Origin of the sequence: Nocardia australiensis (assembly GCF_020733705.1) — a bacterium.
GTDB lineage: Bacteria > Actinomycetota > Actinomycetes > Mycobacteriales > Mycobacteriaceae > Nocardia > Nocardia australiensis.
Genome location: NZ_JAJFZM010000001.1, coordinates 2,068,768 through 2,080,622, shown reverse-complemented (window position 1 = coordinate 2,080,622; position 11,855 = coordinate 2,068,768). Strand labels below are relative to the sequence as shown.

At 66.0% G+C, this 11,855-nt stretch carries 12 protein-coding genes; 6 read left to right on the top strand and 6 right to left on the bottom strand.

The genetic code is table 11. The features are described from left to right. Positions 1–216 (bottom strand): hypothetical protein, encoded by a 216-nt coding sequence (locus tag LKE06_RS09450; RefSeq protein WP_227999448.1) that lies wholly within the window; start codon positions 214–216, stop codon positions 1–3. Positions 217–309: 93 nt separating this feature from the next. Between LKE06_RS09450 and LKE06_RS09445 the strand changes: the two genes are divergently transcribed. Further along, entirely contained in the window at positions 310–627 is a 318-nt protein-coding gene (locus tag LKE06_RS09445) for a hypothetical protein (RefSeq protein ID WP_308188333.1), read from the top strand. 174 nt (positions 628–801) lie between these two features. Here LKE06_RS09445 and LKE06_RS09440 read toward each other — a convergent pair whose 3' ends face one another. The 5 genes from LKE06_RS09440 to LKE06_RS09420 all read right to left on the bottom strand — a co-directional run bounded on the left by LKE06_RS09440 (position 802) and on the right by LKE06_RS09420 (position 5,638). Further along, positions 802–1,983, bottom strand: coding sequence for an acetyl-CoA C-acetyltransferase (locus tag LKE06_RS09440; RefSeq protein WP_372477313.1), 1,182 nt, complete (start codon positions 1,981–1,983; stop codon positions 802–804). Between the two features lie 10 nt (positions 1,984–1,993). Then, positions 1,994–2,629, bottom strand: coding sequence for a TetR/AcrR family transcriptional regulator (locus LKE06_RS09435; RefSeq protein ID WP_227998224.1), 636 nt, complete (start codon positions 2,627–2,629; stop codon positions 1,994–1,996). A 130-nt stretch (positions 2,630–2,759) separates the two neighbouring features. Next, positions 2,760–3,497, bottom strand: a complete 738-nt coding sequence (locus LKE06_RS09430) for a hypothetical protein (RefSeq protein WP_227998223.1) — start codon at positions 3,495–3,497, stop codon at positions 2,760–2,762. A 102-nt stretch (positions 3,498–3,599) separates the two neighbouring features. Beyond that, complete coding sequence (locus tag LKE06_RS09425; RefSeq protein ID WP_227998222.1) at positions 3,600–4,424, bottom strand: SDR family oxidoreductase; 825 nt, start codon at positions 4,422–4,424, stop codon at positions 3,600–3,602. A 23-nt stretch (positions 4,425–4,447) separates the two neighbouring features. After that, entirely contained in the window at positions 4,448–5,638 is a 1,191-nt protein-coding gene (locus LKE06_RS09420) for an acyl-CoA dehydrogenase family protein (RefSeq protein ID WP_227998221.1), read from the bottom strand. A 98-nt stretch (positions 5,639–5,736) separates the two neighbouring features. On the opposite strand from LKE06_RS09420, the gene LKE06_RS09415 reads away from it, so the two are divergent. The 5 genes from LKE06_RS09415 to LKE06_RS09395 all read left to right on the top strand — a co-directional run bounded on the left by LKE06_RS09415 (position 5,737) and on the right by LKE06_RS09395 (position 11,566). Continuing rightward, positions 5,737–7,290 carry a FadD3 family acyl-CoA ligase gene (locus LKE06_RS09415; RefSeq protein ID WP_372477312.1) on the top strand — a complete coding sequence of 518 codons (1,554 nt, stop codon included), beginning with the start codon at positions 5,737–5,739 and terminating at the stop codon, positions 7,288–7,290. Beyond that, complete coding sequence (locus LKE06_RS09410; RefSeq protein ID WP_227998219.1) at positions 7,290–8,183, top strand: enoyl-CoA hydratase; 894 nt, start codon at positions 7,290–7,292, stop codon at positions 8,181–8,183. The genes LKE06_RS09415 and LKE06_RS09410 overlap by 1 nt, the downstream gene beginning before the upstream one ends. After that, on the top strand, positions 8,183–9,400 hold the full coding sequence (locus LKE06_RS09405; protein ID WP_227998218.1) for an acyl-CoA dehydrogenase family protein: 1,218 nt from the start codon (positions 8,183–8,185) through the stop codon (positions 9,398–9,400). Before LKE06_RS09410 ends, LKE06_RS09405 begins: the two co-directional genes overlap by 1 nt. Before the next feature lie 88 nt (positions 9,401–9,488). Beyond that, positions 9,489–10,514, top strand: coding sequence for an acyl-CoA dehydrogenase family protein (locus LKE06_RS09400; RefSeq protein ID WP_227998217.1), 1,026 nt, complete (start codon positions 9,489–9,491; stop codon positions 10,512–10,514). Next, a complete protein-coding gene (locus tag LKE06_RS09395; RefSeq protein WP_227998216.1) occupies positions 10,511–11,566 on the top strand; it encodes an acyl-CoA dehydrogenase family protein in 1,056 nt (351 codons plus the stop codon). Before LKE06_RS09400 ends, LKE06_RS09395 begins: the two co-directional genes overlap by 4 nt. Positions 11,567–11,855 lie beyond the last annotated feature (289 nt).

The following is an 11,855-nucleotide window of genomic DNA, read 5'->3' as shown; positions in this document are numbered from 1 at the left end:
TCAACCGCGCGGCGCGGCGCCGTACACCACCAGCCAGATCGCGCGGCCGAGCGCGTCGGCCATGGCGTCGTCGGGGGCTCCGGAATCGGTGGCGAACGTGACGGTGATGGCACGTTCGACCATCGAGAGCGGCTCGGCCACCACCGTCACTGCGGACAGGTACATCTGCGCGATGCCGGTCGACAAGACCGTCCCGTTGCTGAGCGACGAAATCATCGACGCCGACCCACATTTGACTGGCATGGGCGAACTGGTCACCGACTGGATGACCGGCATCCAGTTCTTCCTCACCCAATCCACCCAGGGTGGTTGCGCGACGAGGACATCCACTCCTGGCATATCGATCCCGGAATCACCTGGTCCGGCGGCGAAATCCGCAATGAGACACAACTATTGGTCAACACGGTCGGTTCCTATGATCATCAGCCCGATGCCAGGTGCGCGATCCCCAACCTCTTCTTCGGCGGCGACCACGTGCGCAGCAATATCGACCTGACGACCACCGCAGACGATCCCGCTGCCCGCGCCGAGGTATTTCCCTTGGTCAGCCTGCCGGTCTTCGAGCCGGCCAAACGACTCGACGCGGACCGATATCGCGCCGGTATGCCGCACATCCTCGACGGGTGAGCCACTCATGACCAGCCGCCGACGGAACCAAAATGCCTCCCCTGGAATCGCTTCCGGGCAGCATCGGGTTCTCGTCGACGACTGATCACAGGAGCACATCGATAACGGGTACGATTCGGCGCACCCACCACCACATCGCCCCCGCGGCCGGCCCGATTATTCGAAAGAGGCGGATCAGAGCCGTTCGATGATGGTGGCGTTGGCCGTGCCGCCGCCCTCGCAGATGACGAGCAGTCCGTAGCGGCCGTTGACGCGCTCGAGTTCGTTGAGCAGAGTCGCGAAAAGCTTTGCGCCGGTGGCACCGAGCGGGTGGCCGAGGGCGATCGCGCCACCGTTGACGTTGACCTTCTCCGGGTCTGCGCCAGTCTCCTTCAGCCAGGCGAGTACCACCGAGGCGAATGCCTCGTTGATTTCCACGACATCCATATCGTCAATGGTCAGCCCGGACTTCTCCAGCGCCCACTTGGTCACCGGGATGGGGCCGGTCAGCATCATGATCGGATCGGCGGCGCGGGCACTCACGTGATGGATGCGGGCGCGCGGGCGCAATCGGTATTCCTCGACGGCCCATTCGGAGGCAAGCAGCGTAGCGCTGGCACCGTCGGAGATCTGACTGGCGACCGCCGCGGTGAGCGTGCCGCCCTCGGCGAGCACCGGCAGCGACGCCATCTTCTCGAGGGTGGTTTCGCGCGGGCACTGGTCGATCCAGAAGTCATCGACCGGCACGATCTCACGATCGAAACGGCCGTTCTTGATGGCATCGCGCGCCCGCTCGTGGCTGCGCAATGCCCAGCGCTCCATCTCTTCTCGGCTGATGTTCCACTTATCGGCGATCATTTGCGCGGCGTTGAACTGCGTAACCTCGCCGGTGCCGTAGCGGTGATCCCAACCGATCGCACCGACGAACGGCGAGTCGAATCCGTACGCCTTGCCCGCGAGCATGGCCGCGGAAATCGGGATGGCGCTCATGTTCTGGATACCGCCCGCGACGATCACCTCGGCAGTGCCGCTCATAATGGCCTGCGCGCCGAAATTGATGGCCTGCTGGCTCGACCCGCATTGACGGTCGACCGTCACGCCTGGAACTTCCTCCGGATAACCGGCGGTGAGCCATGCCGTGCGGCCGATATTGCCCGCCTGCGGGCCGACGTTGTCGACACAGCCGACGATCACGTCATCGACTACCGCCGGGTCGATGGTGGTGCGGTCCAGCAGACCGCGCATCGCGGCCGCGCCGAGATCAGCGGGGTGCACCGCGGCCAGTGCGCCATTGCGCTTGCCGACCGGGGTACGCACCGCGTCGATCACATAGGCATCGCGCAACGGGGTGTAAGGACGGCGGGAAGGTGCTGACATCTGGGAACTCCTACTTGGTTTGCGCAAGCGCGGCGGTGTGCTCAGGCACGGTGAGCCCGTCCAGCACGATGGTCAGGTATTGCTTGGCAAGAGTGTCGACAGTGATGTGGCCACCGGGCTGGTACCAGCGCACCGCGACCCAAACGGTGTCGCGTAGAAAGCGATACGCCAGCTCGACGTCGAGTTCCGCACGGAAGCTGCCCTCGCGCACACCGTTGGTCAGCACCTGATGCCAGAGCTCGCGGAACTCACGGTTGTAGTCGGCGATATAGGTGAACCGCTCCGACGAGCGCAGCCGCTTGGCCTCGGCCTGATAGATCGCCACCGCCGCATGCGAGCGGTCGAAGGACCCATAGGAGGCAATCACCAAGGCTTCCAAGGTATCTCGCGAACTCAGTCCCGAGGCGACGATCTCTCGATAGCGCCCGAACAGATCGTCGAGGAACCCGCGCAGGATCTCGTCGACCATCGACTCCTTGGAATCGAAGTGATGATAGAGACTCCCGGATAGGATCCCGGCCGCATCGGCAATATCGCGCACAGTCGTCGCGCGCAATCCCCGCTCGGCGAACAGTTCGGCCGCCAGCGCGAGCAGTTCATTGCGCCGTGCTGATTTCGAGACGTCTGGTGCGGTCACATCAGCCATAATACAACCAAGCATTTGCTTGGTCTATGCCCATCTGAACCGTCTTACTCCACTACCGCAACTCGAGCGCAGCGAGACCAGCACAAAGGTCCGCGCCCAACTCGCGTCAGCGGCAGATAAGCACACCAAATCAGACACCCCGCAGTACATATCTCAGCGGAGACGCGGTGGACAGGTCCGCAATCAGCCGATCACAGATGAGAACCGGCGAAATCCCCGCACGCGCCATCCTCGCGACCAGTGCCAATCGCCGCTCGCAGCTATCCCATTCGACGGTGACGTGGCCACGGCCCGGCCCGGCATCCACCGTCGCCATTACTCGTGGCGGCCCGAACTCGACCGGTTCTTCCTTCAGCGCGAGCACCATGCCGCGCTGCCATGCCGCATAGGTGTCCGTATCCGCACCGACCACCAGCTTGTCGGTGGCCGCGCACAGCCCCTGCGCGATCTCGTCGGCGAACGCGACTCGATCGAACCGGAACTTCCGGCATTTGCGTACGACCTCGAGTAGATCGGCGCGCACCTCACTCAACAGAGCCGCCTGCCGCGCTCGGTGCCGGTCCTGCTCGGACGACACCGCACGAGGTTGCCCGCGCAGGCCGATCCGGCAGGCTCGCTCGTTATCGCGGGCTATATCCGCGCGCAACGCGGCACGTGGATCGCGTGCGATCTCATTCTCGTCGACGGCGTATCGGTCCAGGATTTGCGCGGCCCTGGTCGCGGTCGCCCGCTCGGGTAGTTGCGTCAGCTCGGCGCCGAGCGTCAGCGCCGCGAATACCAAGCTGTCCAGACGGCGCCTGGCCAGCACCACTTCGCGCACCAATTCGAGTTCCAGTTGTTCGCGGGCCTGTGGGCGATCGAGCCCCATAGCCATCGCCCCTTTTGGAGAGTGCGGGATACGACCTCTCCAAGCATGGCACACCCGGCCGCGCAACGGGCCACCGTTTTTCGGCTGGTCAGCGGGGAGTGTTCAGGCGCGCTGGCTGCTGATCGAAACCACTTCGCCGGTCAAGTACGTCGTGTAATCGCTCGCCAGCATCGCAATCGTCGCCGCGACCTCCCACGGCTCCGCCGCCCGCCCGAATGCCTCACCTTCCGACAGCCGGTCGAGCAGTTCGGTCGAGCTGACCTTGTCCAGGAAGGCGTGTCTGGCAATGCTCGGCGCGACGGCATTGATACGCACGCCGAGTTCGGCGGCTTCGATTGCACTGCAACGAGTTAACGCCATCACACCGGCCTTGGCCGCGGCGTAGTGAGCTTGGCCGTATTGCGCGCGCCAGCCCAGAACACTGGCGTTGTTCACGATCACGCCGCCGTGCCCCGCCTCGCGGAAATAGCCGAGCGCGGCGCGGGTGCAGCGGAAGGTGCCGTTGAGCGTGATGTCCAGGACGCGATCCCACTGCTCGTCGGTCATATCGACAACCGGGGTCTCGCCGCCGAGCCCGGCATTGTTGACCATGATGTCGATGCGACCCAAAGCCGTTGCGGCGCCGCGGATCAGCTCGTTCACCTGCTCGGTGCTCTGCACATCACAGACAATCGAGGCCACCCGGCGATCCGGGAATTCGGCCTTCAGCTCGACCTCGGTTTCACCGAGACGTCGCTCGTGCCAATCGGATACGACGATATCGGCGCCCTCCGACAACAGCCTGCGCGCGGTGGCCGAGCCGATGCCGGTGCCCGCGGCCGCGGTGATCACCGCGGTGCGGCCGGTCAGCAGACCGTGACCGGAAACGGGCTGGGGCGCGGCGGATAATGGACCATGCCCGCCCGTCGCCTGACCACTATCCGCCACTGAATCACTCTGCGATGTCGCACTCATGGACGTGCCTCCCGTGGCAGGCCGAGCACACGCTCGGAGATGATGTTGCGCTGCACTTCGTTCGATCCTCCATAGATGGTGTCGGCGCGGGTGAACAGATATAGCCGCTGCCATTCGTTGAGATCGTCTTCGTCGGCGACCAGACCGGCCGGGCCGAGCACTGCCATGGCGAGTTCGCCGAGGCCGCGATGCCAATTGGCCCACAGCAGCTTGGAGACCGATGCCTGTCCCCCATCATCGGCGCCGGTGCCCTCCATGGTCCGCAGGGCGTGCGCACGCAACACCCGCAGCCCCACCCAGGCACGGTCGATCCGGTCGGCGATCAGCGGATCGTCGGCGGCACCGGTACGGCGGGCGAGGGCTTCGACGTCGGCCAGTTCGCGAGCGAATCTGATCTGCTGGCCGAGGGTGGAGATGCCACGTTCGAAGGTCAAGGTGCCCATGGCGATGCGCCAGCCGTCGCCCGGTGCGCCGACTACCAGGTCGGCATCGGTGCGAGCGTTGTCGAAGAAGACCTCGTTGAACTCCGAGGTTCCGGTCAGCTGGATGATCGGGCGGACCTCGATACCCGGCTGGTTCATGGGAACCAGCAGGTAGGACAGCCCCTTGTGGCGGGTCGAGCCGCGCTCGGTGCGGGCGATCACGAAACACCAGTCGGCGACGTGAGCCAGTGAGGTCCAGATCTTCTGGCCGTTGATCGACCATTCGTCGCCGTCGAGGTGGGCGCTGGTGGTGATGGCCGCCAGGTCCGAGCCCGCGCCTGGTTCCGAGTAGCCCTGGCACCACAGTTCGGTCACATTCCGGACGCCGGGCAGGAATCTCGCCTTCTGCTCTTCGGTGCCGAAAGCGAGGATCGTCGGCCCGAGTAGTTCCTCGCCGACATGCGAGACCCGGGCGGGCGCATTGGCCTTGGCGTACTCCTCGTGGAAGATCACCTGCTGGCGCACCGTCGCCTCGCGTCCGCCGTATTCCTTGGGCCAGCCGAGGCAGGTCCAGCCGGACGCGGCGAGGTGCCGGTCCCAGGCGAGGCGTTCGTCGAACGCCTCGTGTTCCCGGCCCGGACCGCCTAGTCCGCGCAGTTCGCGGAATTCTCCGTTGAGATTCTCTTCCAACCACTCGCGCACTTCTGCGGAAAACCGCGCGTCCGATGCGGCAGTGTCGGAATCTGAGGTCTGGATCGCAACCACGCCGGTAGGATAACCTACCAAGCACTTGCTTTGTTAGAGCCTGGCAACTTTGATCGAGCAGACAGCGCAAAAAGACCCCGCCGACGGTGAGGACAACCGTGACACCCCCCGCACAAACAACCCCCATGGCACTGCACCACGCCGCGCGCACCTTCGGCGCCGCGCCCGCCCTCGGCGACGGCGCGGTCCGGCTCGACTGGTCGCAGCTGCTGGCAGCGGTTCAGGAGGTGGCGCGGGCGCTGATCGCCCGCGGCGTGCAGCGGGGCGACCGGGTCGCCATGTGGGCGCCCAACACCCACCACTGGGTCATCGCCGCGCTGGCCGCGCACTACACCGGCGCGGCGCTGGTGCCGCTCAATACCCGCTATGTCGCGGACGAGGCCGCCGACGTGCTGGCCAGGGTCGAGGCGAAGGCGCTGTTCATCGCGGGCACCTTCCTCGGCCGCGACCGCCTCGCCGAACTACGTGCCGCCGCACCGGAACTGAAGATCGACACCGTGGTCGTCATCCCGGTCGAGGCGGGCACCACAACCAACGACGCCGACGCGCTCGACTGGTCTCGGCTGGCCGGAATCGCCGAATCCGTCACGGTCGAAGAAGCCGGCGAGCGCGCGGAATCGGTCAGCCCGGAGGACATCTCCGACATTCTGTTCACCTCCGGCACCACCGGACGCAGCAAGGGCACCCTCGTCGCGCACCGGCAGGCGCTGTCGGTGGTTCGCGCCTGGGCCGAATGCAGCACTCTCACCGGCTCCGACCGCTATCTGGTAGTCACACCGTTCTTCCACAACTTCGGCTACAAGGCGGGCATCCTGGCCTGCCTGGTCACCGGCGCGACGATCATTCCGCAGGCTGTGTTCGACGTACCGGCCACTATGCGGCTGGTGAGCCAGGAGCAGATTACGGTGCTGCCCGGGCCGCCGACCATCTATCAGAGCATCGTGGACTTCCCCGATCGCGACAGCTTCGACCTGAGTACCCTGCGGGTCGCGGTGACGGGCGCGGCGACGGTGCCGGTGGTGTTGGTGGAGCGGATGCGCTCGGAGCTCGACTTCGATGTCGTCATCACCGCTTACGGCCTGTCCGAGGCATCCGGGTTCGGCACCATGTGCCGCGCCGACGACGACGCCGCGACCATCGCGGGCACCTGCGGCCGTCCCATCGCCGACTTCGAACTGCGGATCGGCCCGGACGGCGAGGTGCTGCTGCGCGGACCGAATGTCATGCGCGGCTACCTCGACGATCCCGAAAGCACCGCCGAAACCATCGATGCCGACGGCTGGCTACACACCGGTGATATCGGCACCCTCGACGAGCGCGGCTACCTGCGGATCACCGACCGGCTCAAGGACATGTACATCTCCGGCGGTTTCAACGTGTATCCGGCCGAAATAGAGCAGGCCATCGCGCGACTGGACGGCGTGGCCGAATCCGCTGTCATCGGCGTTCCGGATACCAGGATGGGCGAAGTAGGCAAGGCATACGTCGTGCGCAAGCCCGGTGCCGAGCTGACCGATGAGCAAGTGCGTGCCCATGCCACCACCGTGCTCGCGAACTTCAAGGTGCCGCGGTTCATCGAATTCCGCGACCAGCTGCCTTACAGCGCCGCCGGGAAAGTGCTGAAACGTCAACTACGTGAGGAGAAGTCGTAATGTCGGACGAAGCGGGTGTTCCTGACGAGGGTGATGTCGTCACCTATGAGCGGCGGGGCCGGGTCGCGATTGTCACGCTGAATCGGCCCGACTACCGCAACGCACAGAACTCGGTGATGACCTACGCCCTCGATGCCGCGTTCGAGCGTGCCGTCGAGGACCCCGAGGTCGGCGTGATCGTGTTGGCGGGCAACGGAAAACACTTCAGCGCCGGTCACGATATCGGCACCCCGGGCCGGGATCACCATGTGCGCTACCCGAACAAGGCGACGCTGTGGTGGGACCACGTCGACAAGGTGGGTGGCGATCAGCGTTTCGCGCGTGAGCTCGAGGTCTACCTCGGCATGTGCCGTCGCTGGCGCGAAATTCCCAAGCCGACCATCGCGATGGTGCAGGGCGCGTGCATCGCGGGCGGGCTCATGCTCGCCTGGGTATGCGATCTGATCGTCGCCTCCGACGACGCGTTCTTCTCCGATCCTGTTGTTCGCATGGGTATTCCGGGTGTCGAGTACTTCGCGCACCCGTGGGTGATGGGTCCGCGCGCGGCCAAGGAGTTCCTGTTCACCGGCGACCGCTTCGGTGCGGCACAGGCCAAGGAATGGGGCATGGTCAACCGAGTGGTGCCGCGCGCCGAGCTCGAAGACGAAACCCTCGCACTGGCCGAAAAGATCGCGACCATGCCGCAATTCGGGCTGGCGCTGACCAAGAAGGCCGTGAACCAGGCCGAGGATCAGATGGGCATGCGCACGGGCATGGACTCGGTTTTCGGCCTGCATCACTTCGCGCACGCCCACAATGCCGAAGTCGGCGCCGACTCGCTCGGCGGCATGAATGCCAAAACGATGAAGGCCACGGCGAGTACCGCCCCAGCCGAGCAGAACGGGACAACGTAGTGGATCTGGATCTCGACCAGGCGACCCAGGAATTCCAGCGGGAGGTCCGCGAATTCCTGGCCGCCAATAAGCCCACCACACCGCTGCCCTCGATGGATACCAAGTCCGGTTTCGAGGCGCACCGTCAATGGGAACGTACCCTCGCCGATGCCCGCCTCTCGGTGGTCTCCTGGCAGCCGGAGTACGGCGGCCGCGACGCCTCACTGCTGGAATGGGTGCTTTTCGAGCAGGAGTACTACGCGGCAGGTGCACCGGGACGCGTCAGCCAGAACGGTATATTCCTACTGGCGCCAACACTTTTCGAGCACGGCACGCCCGAGCAGCTCGAGCGCATCATGCCCAGGATGGCGCGCGGCGACGATATCTGGGCACAGGCCTGGTCGGAACCCGAGGCGGGCAGCGATCTTGCCGGAATCCGCTCCACCGCACGCCGCACCCAGGGCGGCTGGCTGCTCAGCGGCCAGAAGACCTGGAGTTCGCGAGCATCGTTCGCGGACTGGGCTTTCGGGCTGTTCCGCAGCGATCCGGAGGCTGTGTCCGATGCGGCGGATGCGGGGCCCGCCGTGGTTACGGGCGCTGCCGCCTCCGGGCCTGACCGCAGCCGCCGGGGGCGGCATCGCGGACTCACCTATGTGATGTTCCCGCTGTCGGCCGACGGCGTGTCGGTGCGTCCGATCCCCCAGCTCGACGGCGAACCCGGCTTCGCCGAGATCTTCCTCGATGACGTCTTCGTACCCGATCGCGATGTGATCGGCGAACCGAACGACGGCTGGCGCGTTGCCATGAGCACCTCCAGCAACGAGCGCGGCCTGTCACTGCGCAGCCCCGGCCGGTTCACCGCCACCGCACAGCGGCTGACCGACCTGTGGCTCGAGACCGGTGACGCTGCCAACACCAGCCAGCGAGATGCGGTGGTGGACGCGTGGATCGGCAGTGAGGCCTACCGGTTGCACACCTTCGGCACGGTTACTCGGCTGAACGAGGGCGGCAAGCTCGGCGCCGAATCGTCGATCACCAAGGTGTTCTGGTCCGAGCTCGATATCGCCATGCACGAGACCGCGCTGGAGGTGCTCGGCGCCGCCGCCGAACACTCCGGACCGTGGACCGACGGCTACCTGTTCTCGCTGTCCGGGCCGATCTATGCCGGTACCAACGAGATTCAGCGCAATATCATCGCCGAGCGGCTGCTCGGATTGCCGAGAGGGAGCAGCCGATGAGAGCGCGATACCTGTCCAACGTCCCGTCTCGAGTCATCGATCGGTCCGCTTCCGCGACGCGGGAGTCGCGTATGCAAAGGAGGGCTCGATGAGATTCGCGCTCAGCCCGGAACAAGTCGACTTCGGCACCAGTGTGCGCAAGCTGCTCGATGCCGGGCGCACGCCCGCCGCGGTGCGCTCCTGGGCGTCCGGTGATCCGCGCCCCGGCCGCACACTGATCCGGCAGCTGGCCGGTGCCGGTGTGCTCGGCCTCGCCGTCGAGGAACAGCACGGTGGGATCGGGGCCGATCCGATCGATCTGGTCGTCGCCTTCGTCGAGGTCGGCCGCGCCGCCGCGCCCGGCCCACTGGTCGAGACCGCCGCCGCGATTCCCGCACTGTTGCAGGGACTTCCGGACGCGGGGCCCGCCGGACGATGGCTGCCCGGCTTCGCGGATGGGAAGGCACTCGGCACCCTGGCATTCGCCGCGCCGGATCAGCGCACCGTCGCCTTGGACGCCGACACCGCCGAGGTCGTATTGATCGCCGACGGGGACAAACTGTGCACCGCGCACCGTACCGGTCTGGTGCGGTCGGTCGATCCGGCCCGCCGCCTGTTCAGCGTCCAACCCGACGACACCGTCGCCGAAGGTCCGCAGGTATCTGAGGCCGTTGCGGCGGCCTTCGACACCGGCGCGCTCGCCGCCGCCGCGCAATTGCTCGGCGCGGGTCGCGCCCTGCTGGACGCGGCCACCGAATATGCCAAGCAGCGCAAGCAGTTCGGTAAGCCGATCGGTGAATTCCAGGCCGTCAAACAGCAGCTGGCCGATGTGCTCATCGGCCTCGACCTGGCCGAGCCACTGCTGTATCGGGCCGCGCTCACCATGGCCGATTCCACCCGCAGCCGCGATGTATCGGCGGCCGTCATCGCCTGCGGTGACGCCGCGTACCAGGCCGCACGTGCCGCCCTCCAGGTGCACGGCGCCATCGGCTACACCGCCGAATATGACCTGTCGCTGTGGCTGACCAAAGTCACCGCACTCCGCTCGGCATGGGGAACCGCCGATCTGCACCGCTCGCGGATCGCGCACGCCCTGCGCGCGGCGGCCGACCGAGCCTCGCGAGGTATCGCATGACCAGCCCCGAACATCAGGAATTCACCACCTCCGTGCGGGCACTGCTCACCAAGCACGCCGGGCGTGACGCGGTGCGCGCGGGCATGGCCACCGAACTCGGCTACGACGAGGCACTGTGGCGACTGCTGTGTGAGCAGATCGGCGTCGCGGCACTGGCGATTCCCGAGGAGTACGGCGGCATCGGTGCATCCCTCGCCGAATCACTGTTGGTAGTAGGCGAATTGGGGCGCACCCTCGCCGATGTCCCGATGATCGGTTCGGCCGTACTCGGCGCACAGGCAGTACTGCTGTCGGGCGACGCCGACGCGTGCGCCCGATTACTGCCCGAGGTCGCCGAGGGCACCAGAACCATTGCCGTGTGCTGGGCGGACGCGCGCGGCTGGGACGAACCCGGTGTATATGCCGAGAACGGAACACTCACCGGCACAGCCCATTACGTGCTCAATGGCGCGAGCGCCGATACACTCGTCGTGCTGACGACGTCCGGGCTGTTCGAGGTCGAGGCCGCCGCGGCAGGCGTCACCCGCCGCACCGTCCCGACCATGGACCCGACCCGAAAACTCGCCGAGATCACCTTCGCGGCGGTCCCGGCGCGCGCACTCGGCACCGCCGATCCAGCGGCCGTCACCACACGACTGCACGAAATCGCCTGGGCCGCACTGGCTGCCGAACAAGTCGGCGCCGCACAACAGTGCCTGGACATGACAGTCGAATACACCAAGTCCCGAGTACAGTTCGGCCGCCCGATCGGCAGCTTCCAAGCACTCAAACACCGCATGGCCGACATGTACGTGCTACTGGAATCCGCCAAATCCGCCTCCTACGCAGCCACCGCCGCCATCGCCTCGGCCAGCCCATCGGCCGCCGAAGACGTATGGGCCGCACGTATCCACTGCTCGGAAGCACTCACCGCCATCGTCGCCGAAACCGTGCAACTACACGGCGGCATCGCGATCACCTGGGAACACGACGCTCACCTGTTCTTCAAACGCGCCCACGGCGACACCCAACTATTCGGCACCCCCCACCGACCACTCGCACAGTCCGCCTAGCCCTTCGACCGACCTCAACCACAGCGCCACACTCGGCGTAGCGAAACGAACATGGCAACACCTGACCCAATTCAGGTGTTGCCATGTTCATGCCGATAGGCGTCAGGCCCGACCCGACAACGGGCTTTATGCCGTGCTTCCAGCGTCCGCGACCGTTCATTTCCGCGCCTGTCGCCGCGCAGGTGCCTACACGCCACGCTCGATACCGACATCCCGCCGGACGCACAGAGGCCGCGCTGGTTATGGATTGGTTCGAATGTGCGTTGTTCGGCAGTGCGGATTCCTGATG